Origin of the sequence: Enterobacter sp. MGH 4 (genome assembly GCF_000534735.1) — a bacterium.
Taxonomy (GTDB): Bacteria; Pseudomonadota; Gammaproteobacteria; order Enterobacterales; family Enterobacteriaceae; genus Enterobacter; species Enterobacter intestinihominis.
On the sequence record NZ_KI973290.1, the window covers coordinates 1 to 22,751 of the forward strand.

General features: G+C 34.2%; 29 protein-coding genes. 22 read left to right on the forward strand and 7 right to left on the reverse strand.

What is annotated here, in order from left to right; all coding sequences use genetic code 11:
- Positions 1 to 1,366: 1,366 nt before the first annotated feature.
- Entirely contained in the window at positions 1,367 to 1,621 is a 255-nt protein-coding gene (locus tag L350_RS10870; protein WP_032625020.1) for a hypothetical protein, read from the forward strand.
- A gap of 52 nt (positions 1,622 to 1,673) precedes the next feature.
- On the opposite strand, the gene L350_RS10865 is transcribed toward L350_RS10870, so the two are convergent.
- Together L350_RS10865 and L350_RS10855 are read right to left on the reverse strand one after the other, a co-directional pair.
- On the reverse strand, positions 1,674 to 1,982 hold the full coding sequence (locus L350_RS10865; protein ID WP_032625022.1) for a hypothetical protein: 309 nt from the start codon (positions 1,980 to 1,982) through the stop codon (positions 1,674 to 1,676).
- Positions 1,983 to 2,281: 299 nt separating this feature from the next.
- The gene (locus tag L350_RS10855) at positions 2,282 to 2,593 is read right to left on the reverse strand and encodes a hypothetical protein (protein ID WP_032625027.1); all 312 of its coding nucleotides are present in this window, start codon (positions 2,591 to 2,593) and stop codon (positions 2,282 to 2,284) included.
- A 448-nt stretch (positions 2,594 to 3,041) separates the two neighbouring features.
- Here L350_RS10855 and L350_RS0122430 point away from each other — a divergent pair, with 448 nt between their 5' ends.
- The 10 genes from L350_RS0122430 (at position 3,042) to L350_RS10815 (ending at position 7,667) form a co-directional block, all read left to right on the forward strand.
- On the forward strand, positions 3,042 to 3,608 hold the full coding sequence (locus tag L350_RS0122430; RefSeq protein WP_045892634.1) for an ankyrin repeat domain-containing protein: 567 nt from the start codon (positions 3,042 to 3,044) through the stop codon (positions 3,606 to 3,608).
- 28 nt (positions 3,609 to 3,636) lie between these two features.
- Entirely contained in the window at positions 3,637 to 4,023 is a 387-nt protein-coding gene (locus tag L350_RS10850) for a hypothetical protein (RefSeq protein WP_032625029.1), read from the forward strand.
- Positions 4,024 to 4,362: 339 nt separating this feature from the next.
- Entirely contained in the window at positions 4,363 to 5,163 is an 801-nt protein-coding gene (locus L350_RS10845; RefSeq protein WP_032625031.1) for a hypothetical protein, read from the forward strand.
- 1 nt (position 5,164) lies between these two features.
- Entirely contained in the window at positions 5,165 to 5,458 is a 294-nt protein-coding gene (locus tag L350_RS10840; RefSeq protein ID WP_032625032.1) for a hypothetical protein, read from the forward strand.
- Positions 5,459 to 5,474: 16 nt separating this feature from the next.
- On the forward strand, positions 5,475 to 5,609 hold the full coding sequence (locus tag L350_RS24690) for a hypothetical protein (protein ID WP_256682283.1): 135 nt from the start codon (positions 5,475 to 5,477) through the stop codon (positions 5,607 to 5,609).
- Complete coding sequence (locus L350_RS10835; protein ID WP_032625033.1) at positions 5,593 to 5,997, forward strand: hypothetical protein; 405 nt, start codon at positions 5,593 to 5,595, stop codon at positions 5,995 to 5,997. Before L350_RS24690 ends, L350_RS10835 begins: the two co-directional genes overlap by 17 nt.
- Positions 5,987 to 6,328: a hypothetical protein gene (locus tag L350_RS10830; protein ID WP_032625035.1), complete on the forward strand. Its 342-nt coding sequence runs from the start codon at positions 5,987 to 5,989 to the stop codon at positions 6,326 to 6,328. Before L350_RS10835 ends, L350_RS10830 begins: the two co-directional genes overlap by 11 nt.
- Before the next feature lie 2 nt (positions 6,329 to 6,330).
- On the forward strand, positions 6,331 to 6,888 hold the full coding sequence (locus L350_RS10825; RefSeq protein WP_050595073.1) for a type 4 pilus major pilin: 558 nt from the start codon (positions 6,331 to 6,333) through the stop codon (positions 6,886 to 6,888).
- Between the two features lie 15 nt (positions 6,889 to 6,903).
- On the forward strand, positions 6,904 to 7,449 hold the full coding sequence (locus L350_RS10820; RefSeq protein ID WP_032625037.1) for a type 4 pilus major pilin: 546 nt from the start codon (positions 6,904 to 6,906) through the stop codon (positions 7,447 to 7,449).
- Positions 7,450 to 7,460: 11 nt separating this feature from the next.
- Complete coding sequence (locus L350_RS10815) at positions 7,461 to 7,667, forward strand: hypothetical protein (RefSeq protein WP_032625038.1); 207 nt, start codon at positions 7,461 to 7,463, stop codon at positions 7,665 to 7,667.
- 261 nt (positions 7,668 to 7,928) lie between these two features.
- Here L350_RS10815 and L350_RS10805 read toward each other — a convergent pair whose 3' ends face one another.
- The 4 genes from L350_RS10805 to L350_RS10790 all read right to left on the reverse strand — a co-directional run bounded on the left by L350_RS10805 (position 7,929) and on the right by L350_RS10790 (position 9,957).
- Complete coding sequence (locus L350_RS10805; RefSeq protein WP_032625041.1) at positions 7,929 to 8,363, reverse strand: H-NS family nucleoid-associated regulatory protein; 435 nt, start codon at positions 8,361 to 8,363, stop codon at positions 7,929 to 7,931.
- Between the two features lie 66 nt (positions 8,364 to 8,429).
- Positions 8,430 to 8,903 (reverse strand): hypothetical protein, encoded by a 474-nt coding sequence (locus tag L350_RS10800; RefSeq protein WP_032625042.1) that lies wholly within the window; start codon positions 8,901 to 8,903, stop codon positions 8,430 to 8,432.
- Positions 8,890 to 9,393: a hypothetical protein gene (locus tag L350_RS10795; protein WP_032625044.1), complete on the reverse strand. Its 504-nt coding sequence runs from the start codon at positions 9,391 to 9,393 to the stop codon at positions 8,890 to 8,892. The genes L350_RS10800 and L350_RS10795 overlap by 14 nt, the downstream gene beginning before the upstream one ends.
- 12 nt (positions 9,394 to 9,405) lie before the next feature.
- Positions 9,406 to 9,957 carry a hypothetical protein gene (locus tag L350_RS10790; protein WP_032625046.1) on the reverse strand — a complete coding sequence of 184 codons (552 nt, stop codon included), beginning with the start codon at positions 9,955 to 9,957 and terminating at the stop codon, positions 9,406 to 9,408.
- A 176-nt stretch (positions 9,958 to 10,133) separates the two neighbouring features.
- On the opposite strand from L350_RS10790, the gene L350_RS10785 reads away from it, so the two are divergent.
- The 3 genes from L350_RS10785 to L350_RS10775 all read left to right on the forward strand — a co-directional run bounded on the left by L350_RS10785 (position 10,134) and on the right by L350_RS10775 (position 13,416).
- Positions 10,134 to 12,344 (forward strand): DotA/TraY family protein, encoded by a 2,211-nt coding sequence (locus L350_RS10785; protein ID WP_032625048.1) that lies wholly within the window; start codon positions 10,134 to 10,136, stop codon positions 12,342 to 12,344.
- Positions 12,345 to 12,466: 122 nt separating this feature from the next.
- Positions 12,467 to 13,066, forward strand: a complete 600-nt coding sequence (locus tag L350_RS10780) for a hypothetical protein (RefSeq protein ID WP_032625050.1) — start codon at positions 12,467 to 12,469, stop codon at positions 13,064 to 13,066.
- A gap of 101 nt (positions 13,067 to 13,167) precedes the next feature.
- On the forward strand, positions 13,168 to 13,416 hold the full coding sequence (locus tag L350_RS10775; protein WP_032625052.1) for a hypothetical protein: 249 nt from the start codon (positions 13,168 to 13,170) through the stop codon (positions 13,414 to 13,416).
- Between the two features lie 77 nt (positions 13,417 to 13,493).
- On the opposite strand, the gene L350_RS10770 is transcribed toward L350_RS10775, so the two are convergent.
- A complete protein-coding gene (locus L350_RS10770; protein ID WP_032625054.1) occupies positions 13,494 to 14,591 on the reverse strand; it encodes an LPD7 domain-containing protein in 1,098 nt (365 codons plus the stop codon).
- A gap of 126 nt (positions 14,592 to 14,717) precedes the next feature.
- Between L350_RS10770 and L350_RS10765 the strand changes: the two genes are divergently transcribed.
- From L350_RS10765 to L350_RS10730, 8 genes are all read left to right on the forward strand, one after another.
- Complete coding sequence (locus L350_RS10765) at positions 14,718 to 15,371, forward strand: ParA family protein (protein ID WP_032625056.1); 654 nt, start codon at positions 14,718 to 14,720, stop codon at positions 15,369 to 15,371.
- A gap of 58 nt (positions 15,372 to 15,429) precedes the next feature.
- Entirely contained in the window at positions 15,430 to 15,801 is a 372-nt protein-coding gene (locus tag L350_RS10760; protein ID WP_032625058.1) for a hypothetical protein, read from the forward strand.
- A gap of 124 nt (positions 15,802 to 15,925) precedes the next feature.
- Entirely contained in the window at positions 15,926 to 17,854 is a 1,929-nt protein-coding gene (locus L350_RS10755) for a coiled-coil domain-containing protein (protein ID WP_032625061.1), read from the forward strand.
- A gap of 57 nt (positions 17,855 to 17,911) precedes the next feature.
- The gene (locus L350_RS10750) at positions 17,912 to 18,493 is read left to right on the forward strand and encodes a hypothetical protein (protein WP_032625063.1); all 582 of its coding nucleotides are present in this window, start codon (positions 17,912 to 17,914) and stop codon (positions 18,491 to 18,493) included.
- A 113-nt stretch (positions 18,494 to 18,606) separates the two neighbouring features.
- Positions 18,607 to 20,778 (forward strand): DUF927 domain-containing protein, encoded by a 2,172-nt coding sequence (locus L350_RS10745; protein ID WP_080472165.1) that lies wholly within the window; start codon positions 18,607 to 18,609, stop codon positions 20,776 to 20,778.
- 241 nt (positions 20,779 to 21,019) lie between these two features.
- The gene (locus L350_RS10740; protein ID WP_032625068.1) at positions 21,020 to 21,517 is read left to right on the forward strand and encodes an ankyrin repeat domain-containing protein; all 498 of its coding nucleotides are present in this window, start codon (positions 21,020 to 21,022) and stop codon (positions 21,515 to 21,517) included.
- Between the two features lie 127 nt (positions 21,518 to 21,644).
- The gene (locus L350_RS10735; protein ID WP_032625070.1) at positions 21,645 to 22,037 is read left to right on the forward strand and encodes an ankyrin repeat domain-containing protein; all 393 of its coding nucleotides are present in this window, start codon (positions 21,645 to 21,647) and stop codon (positions 22,035 to 22,037) included.
- Between the two features lies 1 nt (position 22,038).
- A complete protein-coding gene (locus L350_RS10730) occupies positions 22,039 to 22,476 on the forward strand; it encodes a hypothetical protein (protein ID WP_032625073.1) in 438 nt (145 codons plus the stop codon).
- Positions 22,477 to 22,751 lie beyond the last annotated feature (275 nt).

Genomic DNA, 22,751 nt, shown 5'->3' on the forward strand with positions numbered 1-22,751 from the left:
GTTAGTCAGGTCAAGTTAGTCAGAACAGGATACGTGGTTACGTTGTCACTATCAAGTATATATTAATATATATTAGTATATATTAGGTTAAATCATAGTTATGTGAAAGGTCAGGTAGGACAGGCGGCAGCAGGGCAGATCTGGATCAGGCCGGATGTTATGGGGTAGGATAGATGGAAAGTAGAAGCGGGGAAAGGTAGGTTTTAGTATTCCTACATATGGCGAGAACCTACATACCTACTCTATCGAGGATAGCGAAAAGGGGAGGCGTAGCCTCAACTTGAAGTATTCCGGCACATGGAAGATAAAAAAACAGCATCAGGAATACAAAAGCAACGTAACACACTGTTATATATAGGTATTTTGTTATATTCCGGTTTTTCCAAACATTCCAGCCAGAAATCACACCACATATACAAATCGCACTGTTTCAAAGTATTCCAAGCCGTGGAATGTTATTTTTGCTGTTTTGGAATATAAAAACGACGCAAACCCTTGATATATAAGGCTTTTTTGTTTTATTCCACACATTCCAAATATTCCAAAAATATAACACACATACATATATATAAAATAGATCGATCCCTGTCTTTTGCATGTGTAGATGTAGAGGTAGGGTGACGCAAGGTAGGGTAGGAGCAATAGACCCTTATTTTCTACAAGTAGGAGTAGGCTAGCCTACTCCTACTTGTAGAAAATAAGGGTCTATTGCTCCTACCCTACCTTGCGTCACCCTACCTCTACATCTACACATGCAAAAGACAGGGATCGATCTATTTTATATATATGTATGTGTGTTATATTTTTGGAATATTTGGAATGTGTGGAATAAAACAAAAAAGCCTTATATATCAAGGGTTTGCGTCGTTTTTATATTCCAAAACAGCAAAAATAACATTCCACGGCTTGGAATACTTTGAAACAGTGCGATTTGTATATGTGGTGTGATTTCTGGCTGGAATGTTTGGAAAAACCGGAATATAACAAAATACCTATATATAACAGTGTGTTACGTTGCTTTTGTATTCCTGATGCTGTTTTTTTATCTTCCATGTGCCGGAATACTTCAAGTTGAGGCTACGCCTCCCCTTTTCGCTATCCTCGATAGAGTAGGTATGTAGGTTCTCGCCATATGTAGGAATACTAAAACCTACCTTTCCCCGCTTCTACTTTCCATCTATCCTACCCCATAACATCCGGCCTGATCCAGATCTGCCCTGCTGCCGCCTGTCCTACCTGACCTTTCACATAACTATGATTTAACCTAATATATACTAATATATATTAATATATACTTGATAGTGACAACGTAACCACGTATCCTGTTCTGACTAACTTGACCTGACTAACAAAACTGGAAACGACTATGAAACTGATCACTCTACTGAACAAGCATTTTGATACTGATTTAAAGGAGTATGAGGACGAGAACGGCGTTAACCATCCTGCTATATGGGTTTATGAGAAAGGTGAAGACTGTGAGCCTGTGGTGGTGCTTAAAGCTACTGAACAGCCGGAGATCTGGAAGGTTGGAAACGTATACTCAGCTCTTACTCACAATGCGCTGTTATCAGAGACTGAACTCAAAGCGTTGGTGAAAGCTGGCAAGGTAATGAAGTGAGTGAACAACCAGAGAGAAGAGAACACTAAACCCGTCCTCTTCTCTTTCAGTCTTACAGACGCTTTCTTGTGGTAGCTTCATAGTTGGTTGTGGCCTGTATAGTAGCTGATAGCTGTTCCTGCTGAACTCTAGCGATAAGCTCGCTTGCCAGCTCATGATTGACGTTCCTACAGCCCTGTAGGGTAAATGTGTCTTTAAGAATTGCCTCCCTGATATGTTTCATTCTACTGTTGAGAAAGATAACAGCATTCTCAAACCCTTCTTTTTTGTTGATCTCGTCAAGCACTATTATTGCTTCACCTGCCGAAAGCTGATTAGCCCTATCCTTTAATTGCTCAAATAGCGTTTTTGTTTTTTTCATATAATTACCTCTTCCATTCATTCAAAAAGAAACTCTCGTTAAGTTTAAAAACTTCATAGCAATACATGAAAGCCTGTTGTGAATTATGCAAATCAGGATAAATAGAATATCCCCAATCACAAAACTCTTCCCATATGTGTAAACTTTTAAGTTCATTACAAATATCTTGAACGTTGTATTTTATATCACTCATATAATCACCTTTATTTATTTACCAGTTCAATTAATAACATATTTAAAATAAAAATCAAAAATAAATATACTAAAAAATTAAAAGCCCCCCGAAGGGGCTGTAAGGGTTAGTGTTTCATTTCAAGTGAGTGTCCATCTTTTTTAATGGCATCTATTAGAGAAGAGATAACGTCTTTAACGTGTTCATTTTTGACTTTCTTACATACTTTGCTGTTTGATTTTATTATAAAGAAAGAACCATCGTCATGTATAGTGTAGCTTTTCGCATATCCTTTAGCGTTATAGTATGTTCTTCCTATTTCTGTATATTCACAATCATCATTCTGATATAAAGTGAATCCGTTATCTAAATTAAACTCAACCATATTAAAAGTATTTATCATTGAGTTGTAAACTGTATTTAAAGTGTTTGTATTCATAACATATCTCCTTTTGTTTTTCTGTTATATATAATTAATAACACTTTTAAAATAATAGTCAAATAAATATATACTTTTATTTTAACTATCCGATAAGCGGTATAAGTAAAACACTCTATATTTAAATGATTATTAATTTAACTGGAAGGATAATAGAAAAGAAAAAAGCCCCGGTGAGAGGGCTTTAGTCATACACACACATACATAGAAAGGTGAAGCATCATAAACATAAAAACTTTTATATAAAGGACAAGATTGCTTGTCTCTTATATATTAATTAGCACTTATTATATATAAGTCAACTTTAATTGAGAAAATATTTTAAAAAAGTAGTATAGGTTATCCGTCCGTCCTGTTTTATTAAAATATATTCCCTTTATTATTTACAATTGGGTTAGATATGTTATCTATTTAATATACACAATAGAAAAGGAAAAAGGTGATTAACATGAGTATTATTTTAAACAAAGTAAAAGCATTTACAAACACAAAAGAAAACAGAATTGAAAAACTTTTATTCAGCAATGATATTGATTTAGTGAAAAGAGTATTAATAACTCATCCTGATATTAACTTAAACTTTATAAACGATGAAGGTAAAACAGCTTTGTTTGGTGCTGACTACCTTAAAGCAGAAGCTTTAATAAATGCTGGCATCAATATAAATGCTAAAGATAAAGACGGCAATACAGCGTTGTTCTTCTCTGATTATATGACTTCAAATCTTCTTTTAAACAAAGGGGCTAATGTCAATCATAGAAACAATGTTGGTATGACAGCGATTTTCAGAGCAGACAGATCAAAAGCAAGTTTGCTTATAAAGGCTGGAGCAAGAGTTAACTTCAAATCCCACGTAGACAACACTACAGCTCTTCAAATGGCTTACATAAGACGTGATGAGGCTGTTATGACCGTTCTCATAGAAGCTGGGGCAGACATTCATCACAACTGGAGAGGCTACTCAGCTCACGCTAAAGCATTCATGACAACCATTAACGAAAGACAAGCAGCATAAGGGGGAAACCCCTTATCAGGAGATTAATATGAAAAATAAAGTTGTTAAAACAAAAAAAGATGATGATTACTATAATGAATTAATTGAAGTGTTTATTATGTTAATACTGGCATTAGTTTTTGTATCTTTTATTGAAAGCACCGAAAACAAAATAAGCATAGAAGAAAATAGTTTATATAACCTACAAACTGATGTTATGAATATCATGCTTTATGACACACCAATACCAATAATAAAATCATTAACAGAAGAGCAAAAATCAAAGCTAATTATAATAAACAAGGATATAGATAATTGTATGGAAAGAAAGCAGCAATTAGGTGCTTCAGGATTATCAGAATGCTATAAAAAAAATGAATTCTTATTTAATGAGCTTAAAGTTGGCTTTTCAGATAGATTGATTTTTAATAATTAATTTATCAGGCAGGCGGGATAGTTAGACACAAAAAAACATGGAGCCTAAACCCCATGTTCTAATCGTTGTTATATATTAGGACGCAATCTACAATATATAACTTATCAAATTAAACATCCTATAAGATGAGAAATACCCATAACCCATACTTACTTATATTTTATAACGCTTTAATTAATTGTTGTCAAGTTTAAGAACAGCATTTTCGGGATTTTATTTTTAAATGGATATGGTTTAGTTAAACCGCTCATCTGATATTTAAAATAAAAGTATATATTTATTTGACTAACATTTTAAATATAGTATTAATTGATTATACACAAATAAAGGAGAGTTTTTATGAATGAATCATCAGGAAATAAAATAGTTAGTTTTTTTAAAAAGCATGATATGGCATTGTATTTTATCATTCCTTTTTTACTTATTATTATATCACAGATAATGAGGGTGATAGTTTCAGAAGAGGTTTTAAATAACCATGAACTTATTAAATTCCTTGTTATTGAAATGCCACTAATGGCAGGAGTGATGTTTTTAATGTTTTTGGCAATCACAGCAATATGGCATTTTTCCTTATATTTATTAAGTGCGATGATAAAAAGTAAAAGGTTTTATATCCAGATCATCCCGATAATTTCTTTTGTAAGTTTTTTGCTTGCTGCGACAATAGCCACTAATGAAATAAATCAGGTGAAACCAGAAGACATTTTAACTTCACCTTATTTTTATACTTTATTTTTCATATATACAGTTGGATTATGGGTATCATCATGTTTCTTGTGTGTATCTTCAGTTATAGCTGATGAGATTAAAGGCATGAATATTAAATCGAAATTTGTATTGAGATTGAAAAAATCAGGAAAAGGCGAGGATATAATACTTGCTCTATTACTAATAATGTTAACGACAATATGTGTGAGTCTATGGCTTGCTTTAAATATCGAAGATCTTATTTATTATAGATATACATATATAGCATTTCCATTCATTCTAATCTTAGCAAGTGTAGCCATGTTATTGTTTGAAATCTGTTCTGGTTTATTTTCAGACGACAAGGTAGAAAACTTAAAAAGAATGAAAAACAAAAAACTAAATAAAAGGCAAAAGAGATTATTAAAAAGAGAAAAGGAGAGAACTTAAAATGAAAAAAGACATAATGATAGATTTGAAAAGATTAGGTTTACATAACGGAAGTGAGTTTATATCAAGCGCATTTTTAATAAAGGATAACAGATTAGTATCAATAATAGCATTGATAGACAGACTTGAAGCACGAAAGATTATACCAGCCCACATTAAGCATGGTTTCAATCAGATTAGAGCATCATATAAAAGATCTGGCTACATCAATCAAGCCCTTGCTGTTATACCGTTTAAGGCTTATGTGAACGAGCCAGCAGAGCATTTTAAAGCAGATATATATTGGAGTATTTAACAAAAGAGAGGTGAGTATGGGAACAGAAACAAGAGAAAAAGAAATAGAAACATGGTCAGATTTTATTGATGAGTTTCTTAAAGAAGGTGGTGTTATTTATGAAAATCAAAACAGACAAAAAAGAGAGGTAGTATATGAAGAATGGAATTAGGAATATTAAAGAAGACGTATTACAAAAGGTAATGTATAGAAAGTTAATATGTTATGGAGTTATAGTGTTCATAGCAGGCACATTGATAATGTCAGATATAAATCCTATGTTGAACGCCCTGCTTAATAAAATAAGCAGTATCGAAGCTGTTTTTTATACGCTGTTGGTTATATTGTTATTGGAAGTAATTACATACCTAACTTATAACTCATTTAAGTTAATAAAAAATAAAAGGAATAAAAAAGAACTGGATTTAATAATCAAAGGATATTCTGAAGGTTTTAATGATGGAATTGACTTTCAAAAAAGGGGAGGTAATAACAATATAGGAAATTCTATAAACAAAGCAGAAAACAAAACAACAAAGGAGAATGATTATGATAGATAAAATAACAAGAATATTGAAAGAGTATTCAGATGATGATAGCAAAAGAGGTAAATTATTAAAAGATTTCTCTATGTTCGTTATTAGGTTTGGGGTTTTTGTTATGCTGTATTGCTCGACAACCATTCTCTTAAAAAATGAGTTGGGCATAAACAAAGAAGTCGCTGATAAAATGTTTATATACTATTCATATGGAGTTGGTTTTTATATGGCAGGAGCTTTATTACCTTGGATGTTTCGTCAAAAATACAACATTATGAATATTTTTGAAAAGGATAAGAATATCAAATCAAAAAAAGAAAATGAAATTGAAAAAAACGACAAAGGAGAATGATTATGATAAATAGTTTTATATTATTAAAAGACAGGAAAAGTAAAAAAGGGTTTTCACTATTAGAATTGCTTTTAACGTTAGGTGTTATAGCTGGAATAATAATAGCCGCTTTTATAGTTTTTCCAAAAGTTCAGGCTTCACAAAAGATAGACAAAGAGAGCAGAAACATAACAGCTATTCAAGCGGGAGTGAAATCACTCTATGGCGGCAGGGCTAAGATCTCATCATTGAATACTGATAGCTTCATTGCGTCTAAGAACGCCCCTGACAACATGATCTTGGATGGGAAGTTAGTGAACGAGTGGAAAGGCAATGTAAGCGTTGAATACAGCGGCAATCATGGCAAATACAACATCATGTATGATGCCGTTCCCCCTGATGCTTGCGCAAAACTCATTACAGCCGTATCAGGTAATTTTGTGAGTATCACTGTATACAACGACAACGGGAGCACTGATGTTAAGAACTTAGAAGAAGGGTATGGAATAGACATAACCAAAGCTACAGCCGCTTGCGCATCACAAGAAAGCTCAACTGTTATGTTTACATCCATCATTTAAAAAGGAAGGTTATTTATGACACACATATTAAGTAAGAAAAGGAAGAAAGGATTTTCATTGTTAGAGTTGTTGTTGGTTTTTGGTGTTATAGCAGCAATCATAGTAGCGGTGTTCATGGTTTACCCTAAAGTAAGCTCAGGCCAAAAAATTGACAGTGATATAAAAATATTAGGCACGTTAAACGCTGGCATTAAAAACCTATACGCCGGACAAGCTGACTTTACAGGTTTATCAGTAGACGCAGTAATCAAGTCTAAGATAGTTCCAGAAGATATAGTTGATGATAATCTGATTTGGGATAGTTGGGGCGCAAACGTCTTAATAGAACCTTATTACGATGGAAGCTTTTATATTGGGTTTGAGAACGTATCTGTAGATGCTTGCCCGAAGTTTGTTTCTCAAGCTGGAGCAAGTTATTTTAAAATAGTTGTTGGATCTACAGAAGTTAAAAATATAGAAAATGGTTTAGAGCTAAATATGGCTACTACAACATCTGCTTGTGCGAATGGTGAAGATGGATATTCAGACAAACCAATTACAGTTTACTTTTACGATAAATAAGAGGTTGGATTATGAAAAATAAAGTTTTAGAAGCATGGTTTTATATAGTTGTAGCAATGATATTTACGGGATATTCATTTTACCTGTTTTTCGAGACAACAGACATATCAAGATATGGTGTAATAGGTATTGTTTTTAATCTGATTTCGTTAAAGCTGTTATATGAGTCTTACAAAATAAACAAAGAGATAAAAAGAGAGGTGGTTAATGAAGGATAATTTTTTAGTTAGGATATTTGCTTTTCTCGTAATAGCATTTATATTTTGGAATGATACAAGCTTTACCGCCAACTTGATTTACTCTGTAATAATGGCTACGTTAGTTATTGACAATATTCTTATGATGAAAGTAGCAAACAGAGGTCAGATTTATAAAGGGATGAGTATAAAATTGCTAAAAGAAAGTTTTTTTAAGAAAAGTTAATCCAAATAAAAGCCCCTGAATAGGGGCTTGGTTTTCTCTGGTATTGACCGTTGTTATTAGTCTTTTTTGATCAGGAAATCGTCTTTTTTAGCCCCGCCTTTGATGGCTTCTTCAATAGGTTTTGGTGGACGACCACGACCAGACCATAAGACCTCTTCACCATCTGCGTTTGTATAAGCATACTTAGGCTCTACAGAACCACGTTTAACGCCCTTAGCGCCCTTACCCGGTGCAGGAAGCTCTTGCCCTAACAGGAACGCTCTCACGCTGTCTAAGCTCACTTCAAAGCCTTCAGACTGGAGTAGTTCAGTAGTAGCTTTAAGCTTGTCTTCAACCAGTAGCTGCTTTTGCTTCTCTTCTTCAATGCGCTTGTTGATCTCTTCTTTTACAGCTTCAACCTTTTCAGCGAACACTAAGAACTCTTCATCACCAATTTCATTAGCGATTTTACGCAGAGAACGGATGTTTGATAAGTGAGAAAGATCGCTCATGTTAAACCCCTTAACCATACAGTAAAGGGGTAATCTAACATACAGCATTTTAAATAACAAAATGTTTTATAAAGCAATCATGATAGGTTTCTCAAGGCGAGGTTTTATTTTATAGCAACCGCATACATACAATAATATTTGATTTAAGAATGAATAGTTTTTCATATAACCATTATGAAACTCTTTAGCTAAAATTTCAATCTCTTTAGTTAGCTCTTCCTGATTGTATTTTGTGTTATCTATATAAGCCCTTAACTTATCTCTGACAACATAATCAAATAAATCCTCAATATCTTCATCTTTATCACTGTAAGCGAAAATATGACCCTCCACACCCTCTTTCATGAATGTTGAGGCGATAGCTCCATGTTTTAAATTCATTATGTAATCAAATCTACCACTGTAGTTATTGTCTAAATATTTTTTAGCTCTGTTTGTTATGATTAACTTATTGTTGTTGTATTTCTCATCCAGCATATCAAAAGCTATGAACGCCAAAAGATCCAGTAGTAGTTTTTTATTGGTATCACATGATTTCATATTGTTTCTCCTTTTTTGTAATCATCAATGTTTTGTTTTTGGTATCCAGCAAATCAATTCCATACTTTACAAGGCCAATGACAGCTATCGTATAGTATGAGTTTGTATTTGCCTTTATTCGTTGTATAAAGTTTTCGTAAGCCCAAATTGTTGTTCTGGTAAGATCTGTGCTTATGTCGCTACGCTCACAAGTGATAGATATATGGTTGGTATCGCTATCAACATAATCTCTCAACTGATAAGACACATTGCCTGTTTTCTCTCTCTTTAGAACAAGGTGTTTTTTATTCTTTATCACGTCATTAAGAGCATAATCAGCTAACGAGCAAACAGCATATGAAATGCTACCCATGCTTATGTTTTTTATCTTTCGTAATAAACTACGCTCAACACGTATAGCTATCTTTTCATCTTGCTTGTTTATTTTTGTATCATTAATCACTTTTATATGATTTTTACTTTCAATTTCTAACCAGTTTGTTTCACTCATTGTTTTCTCCATTTAGTTAAAGAACCAATAAGCGACAACAGACATTATCACAATAAAAATGATGATTTGCTTCATTGTGTTGTTTTTTTCTGTTATGAATACTGGTTTAGCCTTTTCTTCTTTTATTATCTTTGCTTCATGTTCATCTTCATACTCTTCTATTTTTAGCCTTTTTACTCTATGCTTTTTTAATAGATTGAGTATCCTTTCATTCACAATAAGATCATTGTTTTCGTTCAAATATATTTCTTTGCTTTCCTCTCCTTTTTTGAATGGTATCAGTCTATACCATTTAGGTATGCTCTTATTCGGATGTTCCATATTGTGTTTAACACTAAACTTTATTTTTAAATCTTCATGTTTAATGATGTTCACACAATTAACATTACTTTCTATTAATGTGTTTAATAGCGATCTACTAATCAAATAACATCCGGGATCGCAATACACTATCTCTTCTCTTGTTATTATATCAATTACTGCTATTTCTTCTGACTCAAACTTATCTATCGAACATTCACCCGCAACAAAAGGATGAATTACATATTCTTTTGTATTACCCATTTTTTAACACCTCCTTTCTATATATATAATTAAATATAATTTAAATTTAATATTGTCAAGCAAACCGCTACCTATTGACAATCTTTTAAAATATATTATTTATTAAATAATGGCGTTTAATAAAAATAACAAAAACATCAGAAAAAACTTTTATATAAATTACATGGAGATATTTTATGATTAAAAAAATATTGCTTATAATGGCAATGCTATTGTATGCGACAAATGCGAGTGCCGATACTATGGATTGGTTAACTCCATTATCAACTGACTGGTTTATGAACAACTTTGTAGACAAATACCTTAATCCAGAAGCTATAGGCGCTTTCTCTGGAATAATGGCGTTGTTTCTTCATTTTCTTTTAGTTTTAGGTGGAGTATTAGCAGCTTATGTTTTGATTAGTGGAACTATGGTCACGGCTCATGATGGTGAGATGTTAGGTAAAAAATGGTCTTCTATGTGGCTTCCCATCAGAACAGCTTTAGGAACGGCTATGCTTCTTCCTATGCCAACAGGCTTTTGTGCTATTCATATGGTGATTTACTCATTGATAAAAACTGGAATTGGTTTAGCAGGAACAATGATCCCAATCGCTATTGCGTTCATAACCATCTTTTTTGATTACTCAAGTGTAAGCTCTAATCTTGAAATAAGGAAACTTGCTAAAGATACACTTTTAGGTGCGACGTGCGTTAAAATCTATAACGAAGAAACAGCAAGAGAGTTTGCTCAATCATCTAAGTATTTCAGAGGTAATATTCAATATTTCAGCGTTCAAAACTTCGAGTCAAAAAGCGATGGAAAAAGAATAATAGGTTATAACTTTGGTGGTTTAAAAGACGACTGGAGCACTGGTGATAAATCTCAAATGTGCGGCTTTCTTAGATTAGATGTATCAAGCTCTGGTGAACAACAAAATGCTCTTGCTTCTGGTTCTGGATATAAACCTTTAGTTGATGTTGCTTCGATACAAAATGCGGTTCAACAAGCTCAGGCTAAAGCACTTAATAAAATGGTTTTAGATGCGATTGCTTACTCAGAGACTTTAGCTAATCCTGATCCTACAAACACGAAAGCAGTAAATGATAAGATTGAAGAAATGTCATTGGAATATAAAAAATCAATGAATGAAGCTGGAAAATTAGCAATGGCTCAAGCTATTAAAATTGACTCTATCGCAGATATAACGGAAAAAGGCTGGGCATTTTTTGGTGCTTACTACATGAAAATTGTTCAGGCGATAAATGGAACTAACGCAGCAATGAACAGTATTCCAGCTTCTTCTGGTCAAGCTTCTGAACGTTTAAATTATCTTGCTGACAGATTTGAACCTCGCTTTAGCAAAGTCAAAACTTTAATAAATGGCACTGACAAGCTTAACGCTGATACTACTAACATAGCGGGTGAAGACAGTTCATTATTTACAAGCTTATTAAGAGGAGCAAACTCAAACGGTGGTTGGTTCATGGGGGATGGTAAAGTAGATCAATTGTTATCTATTACACAGCAAGTAAACGTAGGTAATCACGTTCTTAATGGTGTAGCGGCAATGGGGATAGGCGCAAGCTCTGTTTCATTGTTAGCGTTGATACCTAAACTCTCAGATGTGTTGATAGCAGCAGGTACTGTGATCGGGCCGTTCTTCTCGTTCTTGATGATCGTAGGCTTGATAAACGGCATCATGCTTGCTTACGTCATCCCTATGATACCTTACATCATCTGGATGGGGATTGTGCTCTCATACATGGCTACGTGTATAGAAGCCTATGTAGCCAGCCCTATGTGGGTTTTAGCTCACTTAGCGCCGGATGCTGATGACGTTGTAGGTAAACAAGGACAGGGCTATATGCTTACACTGGTGTTAACACTAAAGCCGGGGTTAGCAATATTTGGTTTCCTTGCTTCTTTCGTGATGATGTGTGCGGGGGCTGCCCTCATAAACGCAACGTTCTTGATAGCTACAAGTTTTGTTGACTCAGGTTGGCTGGGTATTACTTACTCAATAGCAATGATTGCTGTTTATATGTGTTTAAACTTAAACAATACGATGAACGCTACAAGAGTTATGTCTACTCTTCCAGACACTGTTTTAGAATGGATAGGCGCTAGAGGAACTTCATTAAGCGGTAAAGTAATGGGCGGTTCAGAAGAAGCTCTTAGTAATGCGAAAAGCAATACTACTAATACTGTTGAAAGAGCAGGGCAAGCTACAGCAAGTTCTATGTCAAACATGGCAAGAAACCGTGAGAAAAAAAGAGATATTGAACCTAAAGGCGGCAATGAAGGTAATATTGGTAAAGGTAGTAATCAAGAGCCAACTAACAACACGCCAACAGATAAAGGAAATCATGGTCAGTCTATAACAGACCTTAATTCAAAGGAATAAGTAATCCTTTTATCTGAAACTAACTAAAAGGTAGCGCGTTGCTACCTTTTTTTTATCAATTCTATTGACGTGTTTATTTTATGTGTTAATTAATTTATATACATACAAAGAAGGAGATATTTATGAAAGATAAAGAATTTGAAGATAAGGTAAAAAACACTGCTAAAAATATTTTAAAGTCATACACTACGATTAATCCAAAAAAGATTGCGAATAATTTATATGACTCTGCATCTAATACGGTTAAAGTTCCTATAGAAACAGCTCGTTCCAATATAGAGCTTTTTAATAGATTTAAAGGGAATAATGATAAGAAACTATCCTATGAAGAGTTGTATAGTCTAAAGAACGCTGATGAAAATTTAAGACAAAAAAATTATACAAACTTCTCTATAGCTTCTTTAGTGATGTTTGTTTTTATGCTTGGTGTAGCTATAATGGGTGGTTATAAAATCTATACCGGAATTGATACAGCAGCAAAGGTTTTATCATTTATGTCATTTGGATCGGGCGTATTCTTATCATTTGCTGTTTATTTTAGATGTGTAGTAAGAGCCTATTGTTTAAAATACGCAACAGTTGATAACAAGCTTAATGCTTTAAAAGGTATTGATAACATTTTACCAAATCCATTCTATGATGTTAGAGCTACAACAAACAGTGAAGATAAACCCATAATTGCTTATCTTGAGACTAAAGAAGAACAAGAGAGAAATAAATAAAAGGTGGTTCCCACCTTTTAAAAAATACTTAAAAAATAATTTGAATTCCATAAAACTGTACGATATTATTTAATCAACAAACAACGAGAGAGGATTTTAAAATGATGACATTACTTAGCACTTTCAACTACATTCCAGCTTTTATTGTTGGTTTAGTAATGATGTTTTTATCTGTTAAAGTAGTTCTTTTGCCAATGGCTGATTTAATCACTAAAATCAGAGACAAAACTACTGATGTTGCTATTTACCCTCTTAGCGTTTTTATGGGTGTTCCAGCTATCGCAGTATTTTTTGTAGCTGTATCTTTTACAGTAAGTATGTTCGCTTACATGGTTGGATTGGTTCACTAATAAAACTTCACTCTCTTGTTGTTGACCCGCTACGGCGGGTTTTTTGTTGCCAAAAGAAAGGGGGCTTTCGCCCCTTTTTACATTTTTAAACTTCTACCACGTTTAACTTGATACTCCGGCATAAACTCTTCCTTTTTAATCTCTTCTTTTTTTGGTTCGCCAAATTTCATGTATCGATCTAAATCATATGCTTTGTGTATCATCTGGAATTCTTCTTCTTGTTTAAGAGAAGTGGCTTCAACCCTGATACCATTTTTGATAGCACTTATATAAGCTTGTTCCATAAAGACAGGATTGCCCTTCGTTAAAACAATGCTGTTCCACCCTTTTTGTTTAGCCACATCAATCAAGTCAACAGCAATATCGTTAGCTTTACGTCTACCACGAATAGCTATAGCGTCTTCTGTTTCTTTAATTAAAAGACCATCCCCGAAATAGTGAGTCCTTGAAGTAAGTTTTCCCTCTTCTATGTTATCTCTTGAATGAAGATAGTTATCACCAAAAAGATTTTTTAATTCATCGTTGGTTAAATAGCGGCTTCTGCCGTTGGTTTTAACATTTAGCTCAGTTTCAGGCATAAGATTTTTTTCAAAGTCTTTCACATATTGAGGTCTGTTATCTTTCTGGATCTCTCCCTCTTCTTCATGGATGTTAGAACGAACAGACTTGATACGGTCTTTAAGGCTCTTGGCTTTAAAAGGCTGTTTAGCCTCTTCATTCTTCATTTGGGTAAACTTATCCAAATCGGTGAAGTCTTGAGCTGGTATGCTATCAGCAGCAGAGACAACAGCAGCCGGAACGGTTGGTTTGGCCTCTTCTGGTTTCTTCTCTATCAGGGAAGCGGTAGGAGCTGGCTCTTCAAGGTTAAGTGTCTTCTGTAGCTTAACGTAAGTGAGTTCCAGTTCTGAAAGCTGGTTCTTAATCATCTTCCTTTGCTCATCACTCATACCGAACTTGTCACCGATATTGAGCACGTCTTTAAAGCTATCTATACGGCTTTTTACTTCCATCATGTCATGCTCAAGGTTAACTTCTGGTTCAGGTTCTGGCTTCTTAACCGGAGCTGCAGCTGGGGCTACGTTGTCGGCCACAATCTCATAATCAGGGAATTCAGGCATTGGAGCATCCATTGAAAAAGCCTGTTCAAAATCATTTAAATCGTTATCTTTACTCATGTTTTTACCTCTCGTTTTTTATGTTGAAATGTAGTATATACTAATATATATTAATATATATTGATGGTTAGTCAATCGGCTAACTACATTTAAGTCACTGTAAAACAGGACAAAAGGAGTAGGTGTATGCTTGCTATCTCGATTTACAATAAAAAAGGTGGTGTTGGGAAAAGTCTCTTCAGCATCGTTATCTCCTCTTGGTTTGGACACAACGGCAAAAAGACAACTCTGTTAGACCTCGATCCACAGGGCGGGAGTTTGCTCTTTGCGAGCATCGCAGAACAGGCCGGAACAAAACTAACGTTTAACGTAGCTCGTAAGCCAACCTCTAAAGATGTTGATGTGTTCGTATTTGACCACAGCCCCGGCATTCATAGCGGTGGTGATGGTCAGCTTGCCCCGTTCGTAATCATTCCAACTATCCTTGATGCCAGCTCATACAGTGCTACGCTCAAGAGCGTTCAGGAACTACGTGAACAGGGTAAGACAGACAATGATTTTATCGTTGTTCCTAATCGTGTTGAGATCCAGAACAAAGAACAGCTCGACCTGTTAATCAAGCTACAGGAAGAACACAGGGCAGCAGGCCATGACTACGATTTGCCATACATCAAAAAGCGTGTTGCCTATCCTCGTTCATACAACAACGGCGTCACCATCTTTGAAGAAAAAACAGGCTTACCGCTTGTATCTGATGCCCGTAAAGAGTTTGAGTTGCTGATGGATGCCGTAGGTAAGAAAATCAAAGCCGGTGTTGAGGCTCGACGCAATAAAAGTTAATATATATTAATATATATTAATATATATCGTTTCTCGTGAAATCTGATGGAGTTTCAGCATGACAGACCACAAAAAAGAAAAATCTAAAAAACCTGCCGGATGGCTCGATGATATGGAGACTTTTGAAAAATTGTCTCTGGAAACGGCCTTTTCCGATCCCAATGCTGGCACATACTGGGCGCATCGAGAAGAAGACTTAGGAGAACTCCAGCCGTTCACTACGTCATACGTTCGTTGCGACTTTAAAGTAGTAGCGGAAGATGAACCCCGCTTAATTGGTTTCCGTGTTCCTAAAGCTCTGGAAGAGAAGTTTAAGCTTCTTTCCCATGATGCTTTATCAAATACTATTCTTGCTCTTGCTGATTTAAAAGCAGATGAGTTAATCAGAGAAAATAAATCTATTCATTTTACTAAGAAAAAGAAATCCTGATAAAAGGCGTAATTAAACAGGATGAACGGACTACCGTTATATTTTCAAATGTAGGATTGTAGGGTAGATTAATATAGTAAGAACAAAAAAAATCTACATTCAAAAAATACATAGGAGATACATTATGAGTGGAGCAAAAATATTAGCAGTATTAGATAAAGACGGAATGCGTGATGCTCAGGGCATTAATGGCGGTAAAACAAGTCCATTAGAGCCAACCATCAACGGCGCTACGTATAAAGATAGTGAACTTGATATAGTTATTAAAGCTGAAAACGGTTTAGAGCTTCTTAAAAAAATTGAAGCTACAATTGACCGTGGGATAATGTCAAAACAGTATTTGAATACCATTCAAAGACCTCTTTCAGAACTAAGCACTAATAAAGATCCAAAAGCTCTTTTTGGTGATATTGGAGGCAGGGGGAATGAGTGGGAACAGCTATTTATTGATTTATCAGGTTTTAGAGCAGAAGATCAGGTTTTAGCACATGACATAATCACTGACAGTATGACTAACCCTAATTTTATTTATGTAAAAGATCAGGGGCCGGGAAAATCAAAGCAATATATGCCTGTTATTGGTAAAAACAGTGTTTTTGCTTGGGGTGTTCATAGCGACCAAAAAACTAAAACTCACTCTCATATATTTAGGCATACGCATACCATTACTGATAAAAACTATGAATACAACCCAAATACTGGTGAAGTAATCATAAATCAGTTAAATCCTGACGCAAGAAGAATAACAGCAAGTCTTTCATTAAAAGATAACTTTGTAAGAACGCAGGTTCTTAAAAATATCAATGACAATCTTAAAGCCGCTGGTTTACCTCTTTTAGATAACATTTACTTATCTAAAGGTAAAATGCTTTCTCCAGAAGAAATCAAAGCACAAGAGGTTATTGATACAAATAATAAAGAATATCTTGATGATTTATACACTACAGCAAGAGAAAAAGCTAAAGAAGAGTCTATTAAAAATCAAGAGCAAATTCCAAAAGAAGTTATTGAAGATGCTGTTGTTCAGAATGAACTAAATGAAATAGATGCTCTTATCAAGCAAAAACAAAAACTTGCTGCTGAATACGCCGCTAAAGCTATTAAAGAAAACAATGAGATACAAGGCTTTGAAAAGGCTCGTGAAGCTGTTATAGCTCTTCATCAAGAAAAACGTGTTAATCAGGAACTTACTACAGAGCTGACCAACACTAAGCAATCACTTGAAGAAGAAGCGAAGCTTAGAAGCCAGTTTGAAGAAAAGGCCAAAAAGACAAGTGAAGAGTTAGCAGAAAAAACAGAAGCGTTTAATGCTCTTTCTGATGAGTATAAAGCTCTTGGTGAGCAGTATGATGAGTTAGAACAAACTCATACAGCTACCATTGAAAAACATAGAGAAGTCGTTGAAAGCCTCAATCAACAACTACTTCAACAAGATCTTGAACACACAAATGAAATTGAGTTGTTGGAAACCACTCATGAAAACGCTATTAAAAAGCTTAATATTGAGCATGAAAACGAGATTGAAACGCTTAAAACTCAACAGGCTTCTATTGTTAGCGGATTAAATAGCGAAATTACCAATCTTAAAGATGCCGTTGTAAGTATCACAGAAGAAAGGGATGGTTTCAAATTCGATAAAGAACAGCTTGAGATTGAATTAGCAAAAGCTAAACAAGCTATTATTGACATGGAACGTAAGCACAAAGAAGAGCTTGAAAAACGTGATGAAGAGAAAGTTTCATTCGAAAAAATCATAGATGATATGAAAAAAGAGAAGATTGAAACCGATAAAGCGATTGAACTTCTTACTGAAAGCAATAAAGATCTTATTAAAAAGGTTGACGAACATATCAACTCTTATAATAGCCTTAAAATTGAAAATGATAAGCTAAAAGCTGATTATAATAAAGAGAAGGAAGAAAACTCTACATTAAAATCAGAAAATGAACAGCTTAAAATTGATAAACAAGCTTTAGAGGAAGCAATAAGAAAAGATATAGAAAAAAAGAATAAAGCTGATAACAGTAATAAAAATAAACCAACTAAAAAATAAAACATTATTAAGGGGGTTAACGCCCCCTGTTTTTCTTACCTCAAGGAGATTACGCATATGGGATTATCAAAGTCAGTTAGTGATTTATTAAGGCAAAAGCAGAGTTTAGATAATGAGCCTGATGAAGTTCAGGAAGAAGTTGAAATATCAGGAGAGGAAAAAACTTTATCATTAGAAAGTGATTTGGTTCTCTTGGGTATTGTCTGGAACGCTATTAGACCTCATGAAACTTTTGAAAAGTTAAAAACTCGCTATCATATTAATGAAAACTTGGTTGTAGAAAAAGGCAATAACAGCTTTTGGATTTACGGCAAAGAAGATTTAATATCAGAAAGCATTGTTTCTTTTGTTGATTATTTTGCTAAAGATATTAGAGATTTTAAATTTGTCAGGCCAGAATCACCCTATGACAGTTTTATTTATTACTTTTTCAAAGAAGCTATTATGTGTAGACTAAATGTTTTAGTTTCAAACTCTTTCCATGAAAGAGATTTACAACAAGTAATAATCAAGGATGTTATTAGAGAACTTAAAGACGACGCAAGAAAGATGGATAACATAAATAAAAAATATCATCTTCAAATGATCGACAACTGGATAAGTCAAATACTCGTTAAAAACACACACTTATCTATGTGATATACAATTTGACGTGTTAAGTATTGAATTTTCTAGAAAAAATGGTATAACAGTAAAAGAGTGTGATAACACACCAAAAATACATACATAAAAATATTATAATAGGTGAGATTATGAATAGAGAAAATACAGAAATGGAAGCTGAAAAGCTTCTTGATAATATGGATTTGTCATTAGATGATGAAGAACAACAATCTGATGAAGATACAACTTTAACGCATCCTGAAATTGATGCTTTCGATAATGCTAAATTATACGACGAGCGTATTACTGATGAAGCTTTCTATGCTTCAAATAACTACGCTATTCATCCTAAAGGCTTCTTTAAAAGGATTTACCCAAAAGATGGTAATCCTTACTGGAAGCAAATTCACAACTATTTTGCTATTCCATACTTAAAGCTTTCCACTGCTAAACAAGGTTCAGGCGTAAAAACCTTAGAAGCTAATACTGGTTATACAGGTGTTCGATTTCTCAATAACGATTTAGAAGTAAATGAAGTTGCTCTTTCTTCATCGGATCGAGCAGAGTTTACCAGCTCTAAATCACGTCTTACCTTGAACGATTGGACGCCTCCTGCGGGTTCTGACCGTTCAGAAGTGTATAAAGCCTTCATGGAGGCCGCACAAGCTGGCTATGAGCCTCATGTAAGGCCAAATGGTAAAGTCTATCCTGCTTTCATCAAGCGCATGACAGGCTACACACAAAGAGGCTGGGTGACTCCTGACCTTCATATCCGCTCTAAGCATGATCTGTATGTCGGCAAGGTTGCTACTCAGAGTGAAAAGAAAGGTGATCCTGAAATCCAGAAGGAAACTACAAGAGAGATAATTAAACACTCTCCGGCAGTTCGTATTTTCTTAGCTGGCACATATGCGTCATACACAAAAGGCCGTATTTGTATTTCAGATGAGTTTTGCCCGATTGTTAACTACACGGGTGAAGGTGAAAAAGGTAAATCTACAACTCTTAAAATATGTGCGGCTACAGAAGGTTCTCCAGCTAAAGGCCGTATGATTATTGAAGCTATAAGTTCAGAAGTTGGCGTTGAAAACTTTGCTACTGCTTATAATCATGGCCCTGTTTTTCTTGATGAGATTGACGAGCTACTTAGAACAAATGACTTACCACAAAGGATAATGCGCCTTACTAACGGCGGTGGTAGAGTTATTTTCGATAAAGATAACACTTTTAAACAACCTAACGTTTGGAACGGTATGTTCTTCACGACTTCCAACCAATCACTAAGACAAAGTGTTAAAGGTGATGGCAAAGAGTCGGCTATTTTAACTCGTCTTATTGAAATAGATATTCATGATCCTGACCTTCATATCTTCTTCCCTGACAAGAATGATGGAGGTAAAGTTTCTCAGTGGATGTCTAAGCTTTCAGAGAATTATGGTCATATATATGATGAAATTATCGCATATATAACAAAAAACGCTGATGAACTTGAGCAAAAACTTGCTGATTTTGAATCTGAGTTATTAACTACAGAAGAGTTAAGATATTTCAAAAAGAACCGTCGTTCAGCGCATACTTTAGCTCTTATCATGCTTGGTGCTGAAATTATGGAAAGCGTTTTAGGCAAAGAAAGTGCTATGTTAACTCATGAAGCAATAAACATTTATAAAAATAAATATGCTCAGGATATTAACGAACAAATTGATTATGCTGATTATAAATACATTTCTCATATTGAGCGTCTTTATGAATGGATTAATGCTAACAAAGGCATGATCTCTTGGAGTAAGTTTGCTTATGCTGAACAATCAGATGATATAAACGAAAGTATCAGCAGAACGCAGAAAAAAGCGGCTCAAACGCTTACTAACAATGCTACTCATAGAGGTTCGGTTTTAGCGGAAGTTAAGATCAATAGAGTCATGGAACACGCTGATGATTTTGACGGAACAATAGTTTTCAACGCTATGGGCATCAAACACCTCAAACAACATGCTCAACTTGATTTTAACGAGCTTTGCCAATCTCTTGAGAAGTTAGGTATGGTTGAACATGACGCGAAATTTACAGATAAGAAGAAGGATTATTTAGGTTTATCCACTACAAGAACTGTTCGCTTAACATTGAAACCTATAGATGAGCTAAGTTCCACCATGTTCACTACAAAGAATACTGTTCTTGTGAACGATAGTGAGAAAACAGAAGGACAAACCGAAATTCTTAATCAAAACAATGCTGATAGTGAGTTTAACATAAACAAAATACTTGAAGCTTCCGCTCAATACGAAGAAGATTATTCCGCTTACTTTGATAGAACATAAAAAAAAGGGGTTGCGAAAGCAGCCCCTTAAACTTTATTAAATAGTCGTTTTCCAAAATAGAAAACACATTATGAATAGAACTTCAATATACACTCTATTCATGGAATAATCAATTTTATTTTACTCGATATTTTTCAAATATATGCGCTAAATATTTTATATTAAGCGTGCAAAATTTGATTTTATTAAAAAAATAGTATATATATTTATTATAAATAATTTAAACTATAAGAGGTGGTTTATGCTTGATTTAGATATTAAAAGAGAGTTGCTGTTTGCTGAAACAGCCGAAGATGTAGATATATTGGTAAAGGCCGGAGCTGATGTAAACGGCCTTATGGGTAGTGTATTCCCTTTAGCTTTAGCTGAAAACTTAGAAGTAGCAAAGGCATTAGTAGCTCACGGCGCTGATGTTAACTTTACCAATAAGAAAGGTGAAACAGCTATCTTCTATAACAAAAACATCGCTGTTATCAAATTTTTGATTTCACAAGGCGCAAATATTAACCATTTAAACAACGATGGTGAAACAGCATTGTTTAAAACATCCGACATTGAAATGATTAAAGCACTTATCAAGTTAGGTTGTAGTCCATTCCTCAAAAACAAGAATGGAGATCGCCACGACACTAAAATCAAGCCTGCGGATAAAGAAGAATACCAAAGCTTTATGAATAAGCTTAAAGAAATGATCAGGAACGCACTTGAACAAAAAAAGCAGATGCTACAAGTAGCGTAAAGAAATAACCGGACTACCTCTTTAGTTTAACCCGCTTCTGGCGGGTTTTTTCTTTTCTGGCATTGACATATTTTGTTTTTATTTTAATTTATAATTATCACCCAATTGAAAAGAAAAAGGAAAAATCATGAAAGCATTAACAGACATATTAAAAACCAAAAATACAATTGAAATTGAAAAATTCATTAATGAAAACCGCGTTATTGAAGAAGATTTTTATATTGATGAAGTAGCCAATATTTTCCATGTTGTTCTACTTACAAAACAATATAAGAGCTATGAAGTAGCAAGAATGCTTACCAAATACTTTGACATTAACAAGCAAGATAAAGCAGGTAAAACAGTTCTGTTCTATGCCGTTCTCATGGGTAATACAGAGGCTGTTAAGTTCTTTATCTCCGCAGGAGGCGATGTATCAATAAAAGACAATCAAGGCAGAAAAGCGGCAGACCAGATAACACTACTTGATCTTCAAAATGCTTCTTCAATGTCAAGAGTATTACTATCAGCAGAGAAATAACATGGATGAGTTTTCTTTAGATACGTTAAAATCATATATAGACAGAAATCAAACTTCACTATTCTATGATTATCTCACTAAGCACCAATTAGACACTAATATGAATATTTTGTCTTGGTGTCTTTTGTCTATTTTTTCAAAGTCAGATAATGAAAACCATCAATACTATAATTTGTTCTGTTTAGTAGTGGGGTTGTTCAAAGATGTTAATAAGCCAATAAATGGAAGACTGCCATTAGAAATAGCTTACTCAATTAATAACATTAAGTTTTATATCCATCTTCTTTTGAATGGAGCAGATCCCCAAAAGAAAAATAGCAAATACAAATCCACGTATGAAATAATAATCAAAGATGAGAATGAAAAGTTTCTTTCCTATATAATGCGGTATGAGCAAAGTCTGATTAATGAAATACAGAAAAGAAAAGGCACTCATTGAGAGTGCTTTTTCTAAAAGTGATACTTATATGATGTCAAAACTTACAATAAATAGAAATTGGGTATTAATATTTACGTATTAATTAAGTAATCAATTACCTTCCTTCCGTCAATAGCAGTTGAAAAATATTTTTCATTTTCTTGAAAAAAGTGTTGATCGTCATAAGCGTTCTGTAGACAATTACCAAATCAAAGCAGTCATATGCTTTACGCATCATGTAGGTTCAGGCTTTAAGCCTCCATCTTTCGATAGATGATGATGCACCAACCGCCGGA

Bases quoted from the DNA above. Each gene is read 5' to 3' on its own strand.
- L350_RS10820 (WP_032625037.1), top strand. From the start codon at position 6,904: ATGACACACATATTAAGTAAGAAAAGGAAGAAAGGATTTTCATTGTTA.
- L350_RS10765 (WP_032625056.1), top strand. From the start codon at position 14,718: ATGCTTGCTATCTCGATTTACAATAAAAAAGGTGGTGTTGGGAAAAGT.
- L350_RS10805 (WP_032625041.1), bottom strand. From the start codon at position 8,363: ATGAGCGATCTTTCTCACTTATCAAACATCCGTTCTCTGCGTAAAATC.
- L350_RS0122430 (WP_045892634.1), top strand. From the start codon at position 3,042: ATGAGTATTATTTTAAACAAAGTAAAAGCATTTACAAACACAAAAGAA.
- L350_RS10840 (WP_032625032.1), top strand. From the start codon at position 5,165: ATGAAAAAAGACATAATGATAGATTTGAAAAGATTAGGTTTACATAAC.
- L350_RS10845 (WP_032625031.1), top strand. From the start codon at position 4,363: ATGAATGAATCATCAGGAAATAAAATAGTTAGTTTTTTTAAAAAGCAT.
- L350_RS10795 (WP_032625044.1), bottom strand. From the start codon at position 9,393: ATGAGTGAAACAAACTGGTTAGAAATTGAAAGTAAAAATCATATAAAA.
- L350_RS10830 (WP_032625035.1), top strand. From the start codon at position 5,987: ATGATAGATAAAATAACAAGAATATTGAAAGAGTATTCAGATGATGAT.
- L350_RS10790 (WP_032625046.1), bottom strand. From the start codon at position 9,957: ATGGGTAATACAAAAGAATATGTAATTCATCCTTTTGTTGCGGGTGAA.
- L350_RS10750 (WP_032625063.1), top strand. From the start codon at position 17,912: ATGGGATTATCAAAGTCAGTTAGTGATTTATTAAGGCAAAAGCAGAGT.
- L350_RS10825 (WP_050595073.1), top strand. From the start codon at position 6,331: ATGATAAATAGTTTTATATTATTAAAAGACAGGAAAAGTAAAAAAGGG.
- L350_RS10800 (WP_032625042.1), bottom strand. From the start codon at position 8,903: ATGAAATCATGTGATACCAATAAAAAACTACTACTGGATCTTTTGGCG.
- L350_RS10850 (WP_032625029.1), top strand. From the start codon at position 3,637: ATGAAAAATAAAGTTGTTAAAACAAAAAAAGATGATGATTACTATAAT.
- L350_RS10775 (WP_032625052.1), top strand. From the start codon at position 13,168: ATGATGACATTACTTAGCACTTTCAACTACATTCCAGCTTTTATTGTT.
- L350_RS10745 (WP_080472165.1), top strand. From the start codon at position 18,607: ATGAATAGAGAAAATACAGAAATGGAAGCTGAAAAGCTTCTTGATAAT.
- L350_RS10740 (WP_032625068.1), top strand. From the start codon at position 21,020: ATGCTTGATTTAGATATTAAAAGAGAGTTGCTGTTTGCTGAAACAGCC.
- L350_RS10785 (WP_032625048.1), top strand. From the start codon at position 10,134: ATGATTAAAAAAATATTGCTTATAATGGCAATGCTATTGTATGCGACA.
- L350_RS10780 (WP_032625050.1), top strand. From the start codon at position 12,467: ATGAAAGATAAAGAATTTGAAGATAAGGTAAAAAACACTGCTAAAAAT.
- L350_RS10735 (WP_032625070.1), top strand. From the start codon at position 21,645: ATGAAAGCATTAACAGACATATTAAAAACCAAAAATACAATTGAAATT.
- L350_RS10835 (WP_032625033.1), top strand. From the start codon at position 5,593: ATGAAGAATGGAATTAGGAATATTAAAGAAGACGTATTACAAAAGGTA.
- L350_RS10760 (WP_032625058.1), top strand. From the start codon at position 15,430: ATGACAGACCACAAAAAAGAAAAATCTAAAAAACCTGCCGGATGGCTC.
- L350_RS24690 (WP_256682283.1), top strand. From the start codon at position 5,475: ATGGGAACAGAAACAAGAGAAAAAGAAATAGAAACATGGTCAGATTTT.
- L350_RS10815 (WP_032625038.1), top strand. From the start codon at position 7,461: ATGAAAAATAAAGTTTTAGAAGCATGGTTTTATATAGTTGTAGCAATG.
- L350_RS10855 (WP_032625027.1), bottom strand. From the start codon at position 2,593: ATGAATACAAACACTTTAAATACAGTTTACAACTCAATGATAAATACT.
- L350_RS10865 (WP_032625022.1), bottom strand. From the start codon at position 1,982: ATGAAAAAAACAAAAACGCTATTTGAGCAATTAAAGGATAGGGCTAAT.
- L350_RS10870 (WP_032625020.1), top strand. From the start codon at position 1,367: ATGAAACTGATCACTCTACTGAACAAGCATTTTGATACTGATTTAAAG.
- L350_RS10755 (WP_032625061.1), top strand. From the start codon at position 15,926: ATGAGTGGAGCAAAAATATTAGCAGTATTAGATAAAGACGGAATGCGT.
- L350_RS10730 (WP_032625073.1), top strand. From the start codon at position 22,039: ATGGATGAGTTTTCTTTAGATACGTTAAAATCATATATAGACAGAAAT.
- L350_RS10770 (WP_032625054.1), bottom strand. From the start codon at position 14,591: ATGAGTAAAGATAACGATTTAAATGATTTTGAACAGGCTTTTTCAATG.